Source organism: Citrobacter portucalensis (assembly GCF_023374935.1).
GTDB lineage: Bacteria > Pseudomonadota > Gammaproteobacteria > Enterobacterales > Enterobacteriaceae > Citrobacter > Citrobacter portucalensis.
Genome location: NZ_CP092466.1, coordinates 3,389,202 through 3,405,865 on the forward strand (window position 1 = coordinate 3,389,202; position 16,664 = coordinate 3,405,865).

Consider the following 16,664-nt stretch of genomic DNA (forward strand, 5'->3'; position numbering starts at 1 on the left):
AGTTTCGAATGAAAGTTAATGCGAGGTGGATATGGCTTTTACTTTTACCAGCGACACGCTGCCTGCCGATCACAAAGCGGCAATCCGGCAGATGAAACAGCAACTGCGGGCACAGCTTGGGGATGTTCAGTTAATCTTCAATCAGTTGAGCGATGCTATCGCCACCCGCGTGGCGGAAATCAACGCCCTCAAAGCGCAAGGTGCCCCAGTGTGGCCAGTGATATCTTATGCAGATATCAAAGCAGGCCACGTAAGTGCAGAGCAGCGTGAAGAAATTAAGCGTCGCGGATGCGCAGTCATTAAAGGTCATTTCCCTCGCGAACAGGCTCTCGGATGGGACAGCTCAATGCTGGACTATCTGGACCGCAACCACTTTGACGACGTCTATCAAGGACCCGGCGATAATTTCTTCGGTACTCTGAGCGCATCACGGCCTGAAATCTACCCCATCTACTGGTCCCAGGCGCAGATGCAGGCCCGCCAGAGTGAAGAAATGGCCAATGCACAGTCGTTCCTCAATCGTTTGTGGACCTTTACAAGCGAAGGTAAACAATGGTTTAACCCGGATATCAGCGTTATTTACCCTGACCGCATTCGCCGTCGACCGCCGGGAACCACGTCTAAAGGGCTGGGCGCGCATACGGATTCCGGCGCGCTGGAACGCTGGCTTCTTCCGGCATATCAGCAGGTCTTTGCTCATGTTTTCAATGGCAAGCTGGAAGATTACGATCCGTGGCAGGCGGCGCATCGCACTGAGGTAGAAGAGTATACGGTGGATAACACCACCAAATGTTCGGTATTCCGTACCTTCCAGGGCTGGACTGCACTGTCCGATATGCTGCCAGGTCAGGGATTGTTGCATGTGGTCCCGATCCCTGAAGCGATGGCGTATGTGCTGTTACGCCCATTGCTTGACGATGTGCCGGAAGATGAACTTTGCGGCGTCGCGCCCGGCCGGGTGCTGCCGATTTCCACGCAATGGCATCCTCTGCTGATTGAAGCGTTAACCAGCATTCCACAACTGGACGCCGGAGACTCCGTCTGGTGGCATTGTGATGTGATTCACTCCGTCGCACCGGTGGAAAATCAGCAGGGTTGGGGTAACGTGATGTACATTCCTGCCGCACCGATGTGCGAAAAGAATCTGGCCTACGCCCACAAAGTGAAGGCCGCGCTGGAAAAAGGTGCATCACCGGGTGATTTTCCACGGGAGGATTATGAAACTAACTGGGAAGGACGCTTCACGCTGGAGGATTTGAATATCCACGGTAAACGCGCGCTGGGGATTGTTTAATTTTATATCCCCTTATCCCTAAGTATCTCGTGTTACAGGTGCAACCATCACACCTGTAACACGAGAACGACGGGAGACTTATTCGACGCCTTTACTACGCAGGTAATCTTCGTAGTTACCGGTGAAGTCGATTACGCGTTCCGGCGTAATTTCAATCACGCGGGTTGCCAGCGAGCTGACGAACTCACGGTCATGAGAAACGAAGATCAGCGTGCCCTGGTACATTTCCAGCGCCATGTTCAGCGACTCGATAGATTCCATATCCAGGTGGTTGGTCGGTTCATCCATAACCAGGATATTCGGTTTCTGCATCATCAGCTTACCGAACAGCATGCGTCCTTTTTCACCACCGGAGAGGACTTTTGCAGGTTTCTTGATATCGTCCTGGCTGAACAGCAGACGACCAAGGAAGCTACGTACTACCTGCTCATCATCGCCTTCCTGCTTCCACTGACTCATCCATTCGAAAACGGTCAGATCGTTTTCGAACTCGTATTCATGATCCTGCGCGTAGTAACCGACCTGGGCGTTTTCAGACCACTTAACGGTACCGTTGTCCGGCTGTAAGTCGCCAACCAACGTTTTCAGCATAGTGGATTTACCCACGCCGTTGGCACCAATGATGGCAACCTTCTCCCCTACTTCCAGCAGCAGGTTGAAGTTTTTAAACAGCGGGCCTTCATCAAAACCTTTCACCAGCGCTTCCACTTCCAGCGCGTTACGGAACAGTTTCTTATCCTGTTCGAAGCGGATGAACGGGTTCTGACGGCTGGACGCTTTCACTTCGTCGAGCTTAATCTTATCAATCTGACGCGCACGAGAAGTCGCCTGTCGAGATTTAGACGCGTTGGCGCTAAAGCGGCTGACGAAGGATTGCAGATCGGCAATCTGTGCTTTCTTCTTGGCGTTATCGGCCAGCAGACGTTCACGCGCCTGGGTTGCCGCCGTCATGTATTCGTCGTAGTTACCCGGATAAACACGCAGTTCGCCGTAGTCCAGATCCGCCATGTGCGTACAGACCATGTTCAGGAAGTGACGGTCGTGTGAAATGATGATCATGGTGCTGTCACGCTCGTTCAGCGTCTGCTCCAGCCAACGGATGGTGTCGATATCCAGGTTGTTCGTTGGTTCGTCGAGCAGGAGAATGTCCGGGTTAGAGAACAGCGCCTGCGCCAGAAGCACACGCAGCTTCCAGCCGGGTGCGACTTCGCTCATCGGGCCGTAATGCTGTTCTACCGGAATACCTACGCCCAGCAGCAGTTCACCCGCACGCGCTTCCGCAGAGTAGCCGTCCATTTCGCCATACTGAACTTCGAGGTCAGCAACTTTATAGCCGTCTTCTTCGCTCATCTCGGCCAGAGCGTAAATGCGATCGCGCTCCTGCTTCACTTCCCACAGTTCAGCGTGACCCATGATCACGGTGTCAAGCACGGTGAACTCTTCAAAGGCGAACTGATCCTGGCGCAGCTTACCAATGCGCTCGTTAGGATCGAGGGAAACGTTGCCCAGCGTCGGTTCGAGATCGCCGCCGAGAATTTTCATAAAAGTGGATTTACCGCTACCGTTCGCGCCAATCAGGCCGTAACGGTTGCCGCCGCCAAATTTGACGGAAATATTTTCAAACAGCGGCTTACTGCCGAACTGCATGGTGACGTTGCTGGAAACTAACACTGGCGTATCCTGAAAGAGAAAGAAATATGTGACAAACCGCTTATTATGCCATAAGTCTGCAAGAAGATCGCGTCTTCATGCGGAAGGGAAAAAGTGAAACCAAAAGGAAAAAAATGTGATTTAGTACACATCCGAATTCCTTGTTGCTCAGATTGCACATATAATGCGTGCCCAACACTACATAAATCTCAACCCACTAGCCTGCCTGGCACTGAATCTCGCATACATGAATATGAATATGAAATTAACAACGCTTTTCGCGGCGGCACTCGCAATAGTTGGTTTTTGTAATACCGCTTCAGCCGTCACGTACCCGCTGCCGACTGATGGTAGCCGTTTGATTGGCCAAAACCAGGTCATTACTATTCCTGAAGGCAACACCCAACCGCTGGAGTATTTTGCGGCAGAGTATCAGATGGGTCTGTCTAACATGCTGGAAGCCAACCCGGGCGTGGATACCTTCCTGCCGAAAGGCGGCACCGTGCTGAACATTCCTCAGCAGTTGATCCTGCCGGATACCGTGCATGAAGGTATTGTTATCAACAGCGCTGAAATGCGTCTGTACTACTACCCGAAAGGCACCAACACCGTAATTGTTCTGCCGATCGGTATCGGCCAGCTGGGCAAAGACACGCCAATCAACTGGACAACCAAAGTAGAACGTAAAAAAGCGGGCCCAACCTGGACGCCAACGGCGAAAATGCATGCGGAATACCGCGCTGCGGGCGAGCCGCTGCCAGCCGTTGTTCCGGCAGGTCCGGATAACCCGATGGGACTGTACGCGCTGTATATCGGTCGCCTGTATGCCATCCACGGCACCAATGCTAACTTCGGCGTAGGCTTACGCGTCAGCCACGGTTGCGTGCGTCTGCGTAACGACGACATCAAATTCCTGTTTGAAAATGTGCCAGTCGGCACCCGTGTACAGTTTATTGATGAGCCGGTAAAAGCCACTACCGAACCAGACGGCAGCCGTTACATCGAAGTACATAACCCACTGTCTACGACTGAAGCACAGTTCGAAGGCGGAGAAATCGTACCGATTACCCTGACCAAGAGCATTACCAGCATCACCGGCCAGTCTGACGTCGATCAAGCCGTCGTTGAGCAGGCGGTACAGAACCGTTCAGGTATGCCGGTTCGTTTGAACTAATCTGCTATATATGCCCGATGGCGCTACGCTTATCGGGCCTACCAACGCAGTAGGCCGGATTAGGCGCCAGCCGCCATCCGGCACATCACATCAATTACATCAACAGCAGCAAACCATACCCCACCAGCGCCGCCCATATCAGCATCGGTACCGAATACCAATGAAAACGCCACCAGATCCGTCGGTCGTTTGCCATCCGTAACGCAATGAGATTCGCCAGCGATCCCGGCAACAGACCAAAGCCGCCCACATTAACCGCCCAGGCCAGCAGCAACGTCGGCGGGACATAGTTCAGCAGCAAAATCGTACTGGGCACATTACTGATAAACTGCGACAGGCCAATAGCCGTTAACCAAAGTCCCGGTGCTGAGAGCGTGCCAATCTGGTGGGAAATCCCCTGCAAGGCCGGGAGCTGCGTCAGCAAATGCACATCAATGAACATCGCCATAAATACTAACAGCAACGTCCAGTCCACGCTGAGGATCACGCGACGCGCCAGTACCATGAACCCTGCCGCCACAATAGCCAGACCCCACAGCTCTTGCTTTAACTCCAGCGCCGCCAGGAAGATGATATACAGCGCCAGACAACTCCATACCAGGCGTGGTTGCCAGTCAGGCGCGCGCGTACCGGTATGATAGTGCAACGCTTTATGCGGGAAACTGAACCAGCACAGCACCACCAGCGTCAGCATCATGGCCCCCGCAAGCGGCGCCATTTGCCAGGTAAACGCGGTAAACGATAAGCCTGAGCGTCCCCACATCAGAATGTTTTGCGGATTACCTATTGGCGTGAGCAACGATCCGGCGTTTACCGCCAGCGCCTCAAAGATAATCAGGCGATTCACCGGAATGGCACATAATTTTTTCAGGGTGATGGTCAGCGGAACAACAATAAACAATGCAACATCGTTGGTCAGAAACGTCGACAACAACGCCGCCGCCAGCACCATAAATATCGCCAGCTGGCGCTCTGTTTTGAAGCGGCGGGTCATCTTGCGACCTAACACATCGAAATAACCGCTTAGCTCCACGCCTTTGGTCAGTAACATCAGGCCGCTAAGCGTGATTATCGTGTGCCAGTCAATCGCCCCTGGCCAGGACCGGGGCGTAAATGGCGTAAACAGACTCAGTACAACCCCAACGATGATTAACAGCTGGAAAAAACGATCGCGCTGTAAAGCACGTAATAAAGGAAAACTCATTCAGAGCCCGTTCCTTGCTGTTGCGTAAACCGGCTAAAAGCCTCCAGCGTTTCCTTACTGACGTGATGCTCCATCCCCTCCGCGTCGCGACGGGCAATTTCCGGGCTGATGCCTAACATCAACAGGAAATTTTCCACAATCTGATGACGTTCCCGGCTCTCCTGGGCTAGTCGTTCACCTTCTGCGGTTAAAAACACCCCACGCCACGGGATCATTTCAATCAATCCGACTGAAGCTAGGCGCTTAAGCATTTTAGCAACCGTCGGCTGGGAAACCCCAAGTCGCGCTGCCATATCCACCTGGCGCGCTTCACCTACCTCAATAATGAGATCGGAAATCAGCTCTACGTAGTCATCAATCAGTTCGCGGCGATGCGCCTCCCGGACCTGACGAAATCCTTCAACGTGTTCTTCGACATTCACCAATTGCGTCACTTTTTTTGTTGTTGGCATACCTGCGCGACGACTCATTCTGCTTCCTCGTTACTGTGACGCGTTAACGGCATCTGATTAGAGAGCGCTCATTGTAAACCAGAGTTGCGTGGGCACAAAAAATTAACGTTTTAGCAATAGCTATATAATATAGCCTGTGCTATATCTGTATATAATAAAGACATCCCTCAAGGACTGATGGGATCGTGAAGTCAGGAGGTTTACATGAATGAATTTAAGAGGTGTATACACGTGTTTAGCCACTCTCCCTTTAAAGTACGGTTGATGCTGATCTCTATGCTGTGTGACATGATTAACAGCAAACCAGAGCAGGATAAACCTTCAGAAAAATAATGCGGCGTCGCGGTACGCCGCTTCATTTTCCTGCCGTCATTCGGGTACAGTGGTGGTTTTCGTCTCAATAACCCTTCTTTTTGTCAGTTTTGCCACGTCCCTCGCAAAACAATTTCTTTGTAGTAGTTGACCTTCTCTTGCGCACACTCTATCTTTTCGCAGCCCTGCGTATATTGCGGCTCGCGGATGCGGACCCTATCCCTCTTCTCGCTCTCTCAGGCAGGCAATGACCCTTAGCGCCAGGGTAAGCACATGGCGTTTTTGTAACAGTGGCATATGAATTTAACCCTCAAAGATTCAATCATTGCTCGTAGCCGAGCGATTAGTCCGTGGACTGGCCTCTATTTCTTACAGTCTTTGCTGATCAACCTTGCACTGGGCTATCCGCTTAGCCTGCTCTATAGCGTTGCTTTCACCTGCATATTGATGCTGCTGTGGCGTAGCGCGCCGCGCGCGCAGAAAGCACTGATTGGCATTTGCTCACTCATTGCAGCAATGTACTTTCCGTTCGGCCAGGCTTATGGTTCACCGAACTTCAATACCTTGCTGGCGCTGCACTCAACCAATATGGAAGAGTCAACCGAGATCCTGACCATCTTCCCCTGGTACAGTTATCTGGTTGGAGTGTTTATTTTTGCCCTTGGCGTTATCGCCGTACGCCGTAAAAAAGATGTGCAGCAGCGCAGCTGGAATAAGTTCGACAGCATTTGTTTGCTGTTTAGCGTTGTCGCATTCTTTGTTACCCCGGTACAAAACCTGGCCTGGGGCGGCGTGTTCAAGCTGAAAGACACTGGCTATCCGGTTTTCCGTTTCGCCAAGGACGTTATCGTCAATAACAACGAAGTGCTCGACGAACAAGAGCGTATGGCGAAACTGTCGAGCGTAAAAGACAGCTGGACGGTAACCGCCGTTAAACCGAAGTATCACACCTACGTCGTGGTGATCGGCGAAAGCGCCCGCCGCGATGCGTTAGGGGCGTTTGGCGGCCACTGGGATAACACCCCGTTTGCCAGCTCCGTTAACGGCTATATCTTCGCGGATTACATTGCGGCCAGCGGTTCAACGCAAAAATCGCTCGGCTTAACGCTTAATCGGGTAGTGGATAATAAACCCCAGTTCCAGGATAACTTTGTCACCCTGGCTAACCGCGCGGGCTTTCAGACATGGTGGTTTTCCAATCAGGGACAGATTGGTGAATACGATACGGCCATCGCCAGCATTGCGAAGCGCGCTGATGAGGTTCAGTTCCTCAAAAGCGGTGACTTCGAAGCGGATAAAAACACCCGTGACGAAGCGCTGTTGAAGATGACTGCCCAGGTGCTGGCAACCGAGCGCACCCAGCCACAGCTCATCGTGCTGCATTTAATGGGTTCGCATCCGCAGGCCTGTGACCGAACGCAGGGTAAATACGAGACTTTCGTCCAGTCAAAAGAGACATCTTGTTATCTGTACACCATGACGCAGACGGATGACCTACTGCGCCAGCTTTACGAGCAGTTACGTAACAGCGGTAATAGCTTCTCGATGGTCTATTTCTCCGATCATGGCCTCGCGTTTAAAGAGCGGGGAAAAGAGGTGCAGTACCTGGCGCATGACGATCAGTTCCAGCAGAATTTCCAGGTGCCTTTTATGGTGCTGTCGAGCGATGATAAAGCGCATCGGGTGATTAAAGCCCGTCGCTCCGCCAATGATTTCCTCAGCTTTTTCTCGCAGTGGACGGGGATAAGCGCAAAAGAAATCACCAACAGCTACCGCTTTATCTCAGAGAAAAAAGCCGGGCCGGTGTACATCACCAACTTCAAACTGCAGAAGGTGGACTACAACCATCTGGGTACCGATATTTTCTCAACCAAATAATACGCTTGTAGGCCGGATAAGGCATTTTGCTACCGATGCCTGATGCGCTGCGCTTATCAGGCCTACAACGACATTCCTTCCTGCATTACACGCAAAAAAAATCCGCCCCAAGAGGCGGATTTTTCATATCACCGAAGTGATTAGAAGCGGTAACCCACGCCAGCAATCCAGGTGCCAACGTCAACGCTACGAATACGGCTCTGCTCGTAGGAGAAGTCCAGAGCAACGTTTTCGATCGGGTTGAACTGCAGACCAGCACCGTAAGAGAAACCGTAGTCGCTGGTGCTGTGGTTGTCAGCCGGAGATGCTGCGTTCTGGAATTTACCGTAACCAACACCCACTACACCGTAGATGCTTGCCCAGTCGTTCAGACGGTAAGCCGGACCAGCAGTGATGCCGTAGTATTGGGTTTTGTTGTAGTCGCCAGAAGCATCGGTACGATCTTTTTCAGTGTAAGTGAAGGAACCGATAACACCCAGCGGGTTGTTGTCCTGCTCGTAGCGATACTTCAGGTTGAAACCGTTCATTTTGTTCGCTGCGCCCTGAGCATCGCTCTGAGCGTAACCACCGGTAACGGTAGAAGTAGCAGCTACAGCAGTACCTGCGGAGAAAGCCAGAACAGCGGCCAGTGCTGAAAGACATGCAATTTTTTTCATAACCACCTCAAATGTGCTTCAAGTAAATCTTAAGTTTTAAATATACCAAAAATTGATGGGAAACTCTTTGCGATTCGCGATGTCTAACGGGGTCTTTCATGTAACAGAACATTTCAAAAACCCGCTATCTCTTTCAATTAACATCACTTTTTCAACTGAAAATACCATTATTGCGCGCACAATATGGCACATTCATCCAGAATATTCCTAATCACACAGATTATTAATCCATCATTTTCATGCCATTGTACGGAACTGAGCAATTTTTTTTTCAACGAATACTCAACCAGTTGAGCGTAATTCCATTACACTCGCTGTTTTACTTTTCTATACATAAAATCATCTGCGTCGTAACCATGCTGAAGCGTGGCACAGATGGAGACGTGTAATCATCATTTGACAGGAGAAAGGATGCCGGGGTTGTCACGTAAAGCGCCAGTCTGGTTGCCTATTTTGGTTTTGCTTATTGCTATGTCCTCCATTCAAAGCGGAGCATCACTGGCAAAATCTTTGTTCCCACTCGTCGGTGCGCCGGGCGTTACCGCGCTGCGCCTTGCGCTGGGCACGCTCATCCTTATCGCTTTCTTTAAGCCCTGGCGTTTACGATTCGCCAAAGAACAACGCCTGCCGCTACTGTTTTATGGCCTGTCTCTGGGCGGGATGAACTATCTTTTCTACCTGTCTATCCAAACCGTCCCACTGGGAATCGCCGTGGCGCTGGAATTTACCGGCCCGCTCGCGGTAGCGCTGTTTTCATCCCGACGCCCGGTGGATTTCATTTGGGTTGCGTTGGCAGTACTCGGGCTCTGGTTCCTGCTGCCTCTGGGTCAGGACGTTTCTCACGTAGATTTAACCGGCGCAGCGCTGGCGCTGGGGGCTGGCGCCTGCTGGGCCATCTATATTCTTACCGGGCAGCGAGCCGGGGCGGAACACGGTCCGGCAACCGTCGCAGTAGGGTCATTCATTGCAGCTCTGGTATTTGTACCAATCGGCGCACTCCAGGCCGGAGATGCCCTGTGGCACTGGTCCATACTGCCGTTAGGTCTGGCCATTGCAGTCCTCTCTACTGCGCTTCCCTATTCGCTGGAGATGATTGCTTTGACGCGCCTGCCTACACGTACTTTCGGTACATTGATGAGCATGGAACCCGCGCTGGCAGCGGTTTCCGGAATGATCTTCCTCGGTGAAACGCTGACGCTTATCCAGACGCTTGCTCTGGGCGCCATTATTGTCGCATCAATGGGCTCTACGCTCACTATTCGTAAAGAGCCACAAATAAAACAAGTCGACGTGAATTAACCACGTATTATTCTGCATGGTTTGCATAATCATGCAGAATATCCAATTGTAAATCTGCGTGATAATAATTCTAATAAATATAATTTTCTCACCCGCATATTTCATTTAATCTTAAAATTAACATAAAAATAACACCGCGCAAGTAACAAGATACTCATTGTATTGATTTTATTTGATATTTTATATTTACCATCTTCTTCGCTATTAAAGTGATAGGCAACACCGGAAACAAAAATCCAAATTTAGCGCTATACTTAATTCCGTTGAAGAGTTGGGACATAAATATCAAGAGGATATGAAAATATGAGTACCGCGAAACTGGTAAAAACAAAAGCATCCGCCCTCCTTTATACCCGCAACGATGTGTCTGATAGCGAAAAGAAAGCGACCGTAGAACTGCTGAATCAGCAAGTAATCCAGTTCATTGACCTGTCATTGATCACTAAACAGGCTCACTGGAACATGCGCGGTGCAAACTTCATTGCAGTACATGAAATGCTGGATGGCTTCCGTACAGCTCTGACCGATCACCTCGATACCATGGCTGAACGCGCCGTACAGTTGGGCGGTGTGGCACTGGGCACAACTCAGGTTATTAACAGCAAAACGCCTCTGAAAAGTTACCCGCTGGATATCCATAGCGTACAGGACCACTTAAAAGAGCTGGCCGAACGTTATGCCGTAGTTGCAAACAGCGTACGTAAAGCTATCAGCGAAGCAAAAGACGAAGATACCGCGGATATCTTTACCGCAGCTTCTCGCGACCTCGATAAATTCCTGTGGTTTATCGAAGCCAACATTGAGTAACAGCAGACATAAGAATTACCTATATAACCCTCGCTTCGGCGGGGGTTTTGCACATCTATGGTGCATAACATTGATCATTCGTCACTCCAAAGTAAATTATTTGTAATAATCACCTCACACAATCGTTAACGAAAGATTGTTTTATCAACAATTTTTACGCTAAATAGTCATACCGTTTGCACCGTGACTGGTTCGCACCAAATGAGTGCCCCAAAACAGTGCAGATTATTCGCTATGCCCTACTTATTGTGCAGAGAAACGAGACACCCTCTTGTTAAAACAATGAGTTGCAAAATTGGCACGATTTTTTCATTAAGCCATATGTTCTCGCAGGGGATCGCCCCGTGGATATAAAAGGAAATCCTATGAAGTCTGTATTAAAAGTTTCACTGGCTGCACTTACCCTGGCTTTTGCGGTGTCCTCCCATGCCGCAGATAAGAAACTGGTTGTCGCAACCGACACCGCGTTTGTACCGTTCGAATTCAAACAGGGTGACAAATACGTTGGTTTTGATGTGGATCTGTGGGCTGCCGTGGCCAAAGAACTGAAGCTGGATTATGAACTGAAGCCAATGGATTTCAGCGGCATCATCCCGGCTCTGCAAACCAAAAATATCGACCTGGCACTGGCAGGTATCACCATCACCGATGAGCGTAAAAAAGCGATCGACTTCTCCGACGGCTACTACAAAAGCGGTCTGTTAGTGATGGTGAAAACGAATAACAACGACGTCAAAAGCGTGAAAGATCTGGATGGTAAAGTCGTCGCTGTGAAGAGCGGCACCGGTTCCGTTGATTACGCGAAAGCGAATATCAAAACCAAAGACCTGCGTCAGTTCCCGAATATCGATAACGCATATATGGAACTGGGCACCAACCGCGCAGACGCTGTACTGCACGACACACCAAACATTCTTTACTTCATCAAAACAGCTGGCAATGGTCAGTTCAAAGCTGTAGGCGAATCGCTGGAAGCCCAGCAGTACGGTATCGCCTTCCCGAAAGGCAGCGACGACCTGCGTGAGAAAGTGAACGGCGCGCTGAAAACGCTGAAAGAGAACGGTACTTACAACGAAATCTACAAAAAATGGTTCGGTACTGAACCTAAATAATAACCGGCAGCGTTGCCCGGTAGCGTGATGCTTACCGGGCCTACGCCTGGATTTTTGAGACCTGTAGGCCGGATAAGCACAGCACATCCGGCAAAACGGGCATTTGAATATTTACACCACGGTAACAGGAACGACATATGCAGTTTGACTGGAGTGCCATCTGGCCCGCCATCCCGCTTTTGATTGAAGGCGCCAAAATGACCCTGTGGATCTCGGTCCTCGGTCTGGCTGGCGGTCTGATAATCGGACTTGCAGCAGGGTTTGCGCGCACTTTCGGCGGTTGGATCGCCAACCACGTAGCGCTGGTGTTTATCGAGGTCATTCGCGGTACGCCAATCGTTGTGCAGGTAATGTTTATTTACTTCGCTCTGCCAATGGCATTTAACGATTTACGCATTGACCCCTTTAGCGCCGCCGTTGTCACCATCATGATCAACTCCGGGGCCTATATTGCGGAAATCACCCGCGGTGCGGTGCTCTCAATCCATAAAGGGTTCAGCGAAGCCGGTTTGGCGCTTGGACTTTCACGCACAGAGACTATCCGCCACGTTATTTTACCCCTCGCACTGCGTCGTATGCTGCCACCGCTGGGCAACCAGTGGATCATCAGCATTAAAGATACCTCGCTGTTTATTGTCATTGGCGTCGCTGAACTGACCCGTCAGGGCCAGGAAATCATTGCCGGTAACTTCCGCGCACTGGAAATCTGGAGCGCCGTTGCGGTGTTCTATCTGATCATTACGCTGGTGCTGAGCTTCATTCTGCGTCGTCTGGAAAGAAGGATGAAAATCCTGTGATTGAATTTAAAAACGTTTCTAAGCACTTTGGTCCAACTCAGGTGCTGCACAATATTGACCTGAACATTGAGCAGGGCGAAGTGGTGGTGATTATCGGTCCGTCCGGGTCCGGTAAATCTACCCTGCTGCGCTGTATTAACAAACTGGAAGAGATAACCTCCGGTGATCTGATCGTCGACGGTCTGAAAGTAAACGATCCGAAGGTAGACGAGCGCTTAATCCGTCAGGAAGCCGGAATGGTATTTCAGCAGTTCTACCTGTTCCCACATCTGACGGCACTGGAAAACGTCATGTTCGGACCGCAGCGCGTACGCGGGGCGAATAAAGAACAGGCCGAGAAACTGGCGAAAGAGCTGCTGGCAAAAGTGGGTCTGGCCGAACGTGCACATCACTACCCTTCTGAACTGTCCGGTGGTCAACAACAGCGTGTGGCTATTGCCCGTGCGCTGGCAGTAAAACCGAAAATGATGCTGTTTGATGAGCCAACCTCAGCACTCGACCCGGAACTGCGTCATGAAGTTCTGAAAGTGATGCAGGATTTGGCGGAAGAAGGGATGACCATGGTGATTGTGACCCACGAAATTGGCTTTGCCGAAAAAGTGGCTTCACGCCTGATTTTCATTGATAAGGGACGAATTGCCGAAGACGGTAATCCGCAGGCCCTGATTGAAAATCCCCCCAGCCAACGCTTACAGGAATTCTTGCAGCACGTTTCCTGATAGCTCAACCTCCCTTCGCCCGAAGGGAGGTTTTTCACCAGAATCCTCTCATTTCAATTCCCTCCCGCTCTGACATCTATACTTATCCTTTTGAATTTATTTTCTCATGGGAGGAGTCATGCGCTGGATCCTGTTCATCTTTGTTTGTCTGTTGAGTCTTCCGACTCAGGCAGTGACGATACCTGGCGTCACCTCGCCAACGTCAACCAACGCACAAGCCGCGCCAACGAAAGAGCCGGATGTTGAACAGAAGAAAGCGGCCTACGGCGCACTGGCGGATGTGCTGGAAAATGACGCCTCACGTCAGGAACTGATCGATCAGTTACGCAAAGTGGCGACAGCGCCCCCTGCCGAGCCGGTGCCAACCATTGTTCCACCCACATTAACAGAAGAAAAAACGGTGCTGGAAAACGTCACGGATGTCACACGGCACTACGGTGAGGCGCTCTCCAGCCGCTTTGCCCAACTTTATCGCAATATTACCGATGCACCGCACAAGACCTTTAACCCGCAAACGTTCACCAATGCCCTGACTCATTTTTTAATGCTGGCGGCGTCAGTGTTCGGGTTTTACTGGCTGATCCGCCTGTGCGCGCTGCCGCTGTATCGCAAAATGGGGCAATGGGCGCGGCGGAAAAACCGCGAACGCAGCAACTGGCTGCAGCTTCCAGCAATGATCGTTGGCGCATTCATTATTGATTTGCTTCTGCTGGCGCTGACATTGTTTGTCGGGCAGATACTGAGCGACAGAATGAACGCCGGCAGTCGCACCATCGCCTTTCAGCAAAGCCTGTTTCTCAATGCCTTTGCCCTGATTGAGTTCTTCAAAGCCATTCTGCGTCTGATATTTTGCCCAACAGTGGCCGAACTGCGTCCGTTTAACATTCAGGATGCCGGTGCGCGCTACTGGAATCGGCGTTTGAGTTCATTAAGCAGTTTGATTGGTTACGGGCTTATAGTTGCCGTTCCCATTATCTCCAATCAGGTCAATGTGCAGGTCGGCGCGATGGCCAACGTCATCATCATGCTGTGTATCACGCTATGGGCGCTGTACCTGATTTTCAGAAACAAGAAAGAGATAACGCTGCATTTACAGAATCTGGCAGAAAGATCGTTAGCTTTTTTCAGCCTGTTTATCCGCGCCTTTGCGTTGGTATGGCACTGGCTGGCCAGCGCCTACTTCATTGTGCTGTTTTTCTTTTCGCTGTTTGATCCGGGTAACAGCCTGAAATTCATGATGGGCGCTACGCTGCGCAGCCTGGTAATCATTGGAATTGCCGCCTTTGTTTCCGGCATGTTTTCCCGCTGGATAGCCAAAACTATTACCCTTTCGCCACACACCCAGCGCAGCTATCCGGAACTCCAAAAGCGGCTGAATGGCTGGCTGTCGACGGCGTTAAGCGTGGCCAGGATCCTGACGGTGTGCGTTGCGGTGATGCTGCTATTGAATGCCTGGGGACTGTTCGACTTCTGGAACTGGCTGCATTACGGCGCAGGAGAAAAAACGGTGGATATTCTGATCCGTATCGCGCTGATTTTATTCTTCTCCGCCATCGGCTGGACGATCCTCGCCAGCCTGATTGAAAATCGTCTGGCTTCCGATATTCATGGCCGCCCGCTACCCAGCGCTCGTACCCAAACCCTGTTGACGCTGTTTCGCAACGCGCTGGCGGTGATCATCAGCACGATCACCATCATGATTGTGCTGTCGGAAATTGGCGTTAATATCGCCCCATTGCTGGCCGGGGCCGGGGCGCTGGGGCTGGCAATCTCTTTCGGCTCGCAAACGCTGGTAAAAGATATTATTACCGGGATTTTTATTCAGTTTGAAAATGGCATGAACACCGGCGACCTGGTGACCATCGGTCCACTCACCGGTACGGTTGAACGAATGTCCATTCGTTCTGTGGGCGTGCGTCAGGACACCGGGGCGTACCATATTATTCCCTGGTCATCGATAACGACCTTCGCCAACTTTGTGCGTGGAATTGGATCGGTCGTCGCCAATTACGACGTAGACCGCCATGAGGATGCGGATAAAGCGAATCAGGCGTTGAAAGACGCGGTTGCTGCGGTGATGGAAAAAGATGATATTCGCGGGCTGATTATCGGCGAACCGTCGTTTGCCGGGATTGTAGGATTAACCAATACGGCATTCACGCTACGGGTCTCGTTTACCACCTTACCGCTGAAGCAGTGGACGGTACGTTTTGCGCTCGACAGCCAGGTGAAGAAATACTTCGATCTGGCCAACATACGCGCCCCGGTACAGACGTATCAAGTGTTACCTGCACCAGGGAATGGTCCTGCGTCGGCGGCAAGCGAACCACTACCGCCAACCGAGCCAACGCTTTAGCGTTTACGCGCCATAAAACGACGACGCTGATCGTTATCCATAAAGGTCCAGGCAATAAAGCGACTCTGCTTTTGCCCCTGGGCCATCTCTTTCTTGACCACTTTCACCGCGCCCGCATCCGTTAACGCGTGATACAGCGGAGGCAAGTTCTCACCGCGCGACACCAGCGTGGTGAACCACATCACCTGGCGACCAAAGGCCTGGCTTTCAGCAATCATTTTCTTGATGAACGCCACTTCACCGCCTTCACACCACAGCTCCTGCTGCTGTCCGCCAAAGTTCAGCGCATCGTCTTTGTCCTGTCCCAGATTACGGCGTTTGCGCTCGCTTCCGGCACGGGCTGAGGCCGCAGAATCATGGAATGGCGGGTTACACAATGTGGCTTCATACTGCTCATTTTTGTGAATGATGCCGTTGAAGATTGCCGTTGCATCTTTCTGGCGACGCAGACGAATAGCACGGGTTAATCCCGGATTGGCGTTGACGATCGCCTGAGCGCTGTTAAACGCTTCGCTACTGGTTTCACTACCCGTGAATCGCCAGCCATATTCATGCACGCCGATCAGTGGATAAATACAGTTTGCCCCCACTCCCACGTCCAGCACGCTCGCATTTGCCGGAATGGTTCCGCTTGTTTCACCCAACAGATCGGCCAAATGGTGTATGTAGTCAGCACGACCAGGCACCGGCGGACACAAAAAACCATCTGGAATATCCCAGTTTTTCACCGCATAAAAATGCGCCAGCAGTGCTTTATTGAGCGCCTTTACTGCCTGCGGATTCGCGAAATCAACACTCTGCTCGCCGCCGGGCGTGAGGGTGAGAAATTGCGTCAGCTCGGGTGTAACCTGGCATAAAGTCGCAAGATCATAACGGCCATTGTGGCGGTTGCGTGGGTGTAATCCCGGTTTCTGGGCGGACATAGCATTCTCCTTTTAACAGCGGCGTAAGATA

15 protein-coding genes are annotated in these 16,664 nt (G+C 51.2%); 10 read left to right on the forward strand and 5 right to left on the reverse strand.

The window, feature by feature from the left end; translation table 11 throughout:
- The first annotated feature begins 31 nt into the window (after positions 1-31).
- Positions 32-1,294 (forward strand): DUF1479 domain-containing protein, encoded by a 1,263-nt coding sequence (locus LY264_RS16540; RefSeq protein WP_048225998.1) that lies wholly within the window; start codon positions 32-34, stop codon positions 1,292-1,294.
- 78 nt (positions 1,295-1,372) lie between these two features.
- Here the strand turns inward: LY264_RS16540 and LY264_RS16545 are convergent, their stop codons facing one another.
- A complete protein-coding gene (locus LY264_RS16545) occupies positions 1,373-2,965 on the reverse strand; it encodes an ABC-F family ATPase (protein WP_048226001.1) in 1,593 nt (530 codons plus the stop codon).
- 232 nt (positions 2,966-3,197) lie between these two features.
- Between LY264_RS16545 and ldtB the strand changes: the two genes are divergently transcribed.
- Positions 3,198-4,118, forward strand: a complete 921-nt coding sequence (gene ldtB / locus LY264_RS16550; protein WP_008784213.1) for a L,D-transpeptidase — start codon at positions 3,198-3,200, stop codon at positions 4,116-4,118.
- A gap of 94 nt (positions 4,119-4,212) precedes the next feature.
- Here the strand turns inward: ldtB and LY264_RS16555 are convergent, their stop codons facing one another.
- Entirely contained in the window at positions 4,213-5,322 is a 1,110-nt protein-coding gene (locus LY264_RS16555; RefSeq protein ID WP_048226004.1) for an anion transporter, read from the reverse strand.
- Complete coding sequence (gene mntR / locus LY264_RS16560; RefSeq protein ID WP_003831586.1) at positions 5,319-5,792, reverse strand: manganese-binding transcriptional regulator MntR; 474 nt, start codon at positions 5,790-5,792, stop codon at positions 5,319-5,321. The genes LY264_RS16555 and mntR overlap by 4 nt, the downstream gene beginning before the upstream one ends.
- Before the next feature lie 186 nt (positions 5,793-5,978).
- Here mntR and mntS point away from each other — a divergent pair, with 186 nt between their 5' ends.
- Positions 5,979-6,107 carry a manganase accumulation protein MntS gene (gene mntS, locus LY264_RS16565; protein WP_048226006.1) on the forward strand — a complete coding sequence of 43 codons (129 nt, stop codon included), beginning with the start codon at positions 5,979-5,981 and terminating at the stop codon, positions 6,105-6,107.
- 276 nt (positions 6,108-6,383) lie between these two features.
- Positions 6,384-7,964 carry a phosphoethanolamine transferase gene (locus LY264_RS16570; RefSeq protein ID WP_048214618.1) on the forward strand — a complete coding sequence of 527 codons (1,581 nt, stop codon included), beginning with the start codon at positions 6,384-6,386 and terminating at the stop codon, positions 7,962-7,964.
- 140 nt (positions 7,965-8,104) lie between these two features.
- On the opposite strand, the gene ompX is transcribed toward LY264_RS16570, so the two are convergent.
- Positions 8,105-8,620, reverse strand: coding sequence for an outer membrane protein OmpX (gene ompX / locus LY264_RS16575; RefSeq protein ID WP_048214619.1), 516 nt, complete (start codon positions 8,618-8,620; stop codon positions 8,105-8,107).
- 411 nt (positions 8,621-9,031) lie between these two features.
- Between ompX and rhtA the strand changes: the two genes are divergently transcribed.
- The 6 genes from rhtA (at position 9,032) to ybiO (ending at position 15,710) form a co-directional block, all read left to right on the forward strand.
- Positions 9,032-9,919: a threonine/homoserine exporter RhtA gene (rhtA, locus tag LY264_RS16580; RefSeq protein ID WP_008784209.1), complete on the forward strand. Its 888-nt coding sequence runs from the start codon at positions 9,032-9,034 to the stop codon at positions 9,917-9,919.
- Positions 9,920-10,222: 303 nt separating this feature from the next.
- Positions 10,223-10,726, forward strand: coding sequence for a DNA starvation/stationary phase protection protein Dps (gene dps, locus LY264_RS16585; protein WP_003035253.1), 504 nt, complete (start codon positions 10,223-10,225; stop codon positions 10,724-10,726).
- Between the two features lie 365 nt (positions 10,727-11,091).
- Entirely contained in the window at positions 11,092-11,838 is a 747-nt protein-coding gene (glnH, locus tag LY264_RS16590; protein ID WP_048226008.1) for a glutamine ABC transporter substrate-binding protein GlnH, read from the forward strand.
- A 137-nt stretch (positions 11,839-11,975) separates the two neighbouring features.
- Positions 11,976-12,635 (forward strand): glutamine ABC transporter permease GlnP, encoded by a 660-nt coding sequence (gene glnP / locus LY264_RS16595; RefSeq protein ID WP_003035248.1) that lies wholly within the window; start codon positions 11,976-11,978, stop codon positions 12,633-12,635.
- Positions 12,632-13,354 carry a glutamine ABC transporter ATP-binding protein GlnQ gene (gene glnQ / locus LY264_RS16600; RefSeq protein ID WP_048226011.1) on the forward strand — a complete coding sequence of 241 codons (723 nt, stop codon included), beginning with the start codon at positions 12,632-12,634 and terminating at the stop codon, positions 13,352-13,354. The genes glnP and glnQ overlap by 4 nt, the downstream gene beginning before the upstream one ends.
- 118 nt (positions 13,355-13,472) lie before the next feature.
- Positions 13,473-15,710 (forward strand): mechanosensitive channel protein, encoded by a 2,238-nt coding sequence (gene ybiO / locus LY264_RS16605; RefSeq protein WP_071692212.1) that lies wholly within the window; start codon positions 13,473-13,475, stop codon positions 15,708-15,710.
- Here ybiO and rlmF read toward each other — a convergent pair.
- Positions 15,707-16,633: a 23S rRNA (adenine(1618)-N(6))-methyltransferase RlmF gene (gene rlmF / locus LY264_RS16610; RefSeq protein WP_048226015.1), complete on the reverse strand. Its 927-nt coding sequence runs from the start codon at positions 16,631-16,633 to the stop codon at positions 15,707-15,709. The genes ybiO and rlmF overlap by 4 nt on opposite strands.
- Positions 16,634-16,664: the final 31 nt, after the last annotated feature.

Coding starts and splice junctions, on each gene's coding strand:
- ompX (WP_048214619.1), bottom strand. CDS start 8,620: ATGAAAAAAATTGCATGTCTTTCAGCACTGGCCGCTGTTCTGGCTTTC.
- rhtA (WP_008784209.1), top strand. CDS start 9,032: ATGCCGGGGTTGTCACGTAAAGCGCCAGTCTGGTTGCCTATTTTGGTT.
- LY264_RS16570 (WP_048214618.1), top strand. CDS start 6,384: ATGAATTTAACCCTCAAAGATTCAATCATTGCTCGTAGCCGAGCGATT.
- ldtB (WP_008784213.1), top strand. CDS start 3,198: ATGAATATGAAATTAACAACGCTTTTCGCGGCGGCACTCGCAATAGTT.
- LY264_RS16540 (WP_048225998.1), top strand. CDS start 32: ATGGCTTTTACTTTTACCAGCGACACGCTGCCTGCCGATCACAAAGCG.
- ybiO (WP_071692212.1), top strand. CDS start 13,473: ATGCGCTGGATCCTGTTCATCTTTGTTTGTCTGTTGAGTCTTCCGACT.
- dps (WP_003035253.1), top strand. CDS start 10,223: ATGAGTACCGCGAAACTGGTAAAAACAAAAGCATCCGCCCTCCTTTAT.
- glnH (WP_048226008.1), top strand. CDS start 11,092: ATGAAGTCTGTATTAAAAGTTTCACTGGCTGCACTTACCCTGGCTTTT.
- glnP (WP_003035248.1), top strand. CDS start 11,976: ATGCAGTTTGACTGGAGTGCCATCTGGCCCGCCATCCCGCTTTTGATT.
- rlmF (WP_048226015.1), bottom strand. CDS start 16,633: ATGTCCGCCCAGAAACCGGGATTACACCCACGCAACCGCCACAATGGC.
- mntR (WP_003831586.1), bottom strand. CDS start 5,792: ATGAGTCGTCGCGCAGGTATGCCAACAACAAAAAAAGTGACGCAATTG.
- mntS (WP_048226006.1), top strand. CDS start 5,979: ATGAATGAATTTAAGAGGTGTATACACGTGTTTAGCCACTCTCCCTTT.
- LY264_RS16555 (WP_048226004.1), bottom strand. CDS start 5,322: ATGAGTTTTCCTTTATTACGTGCTTTACAGCGCGATCGTTTTTTCCAG.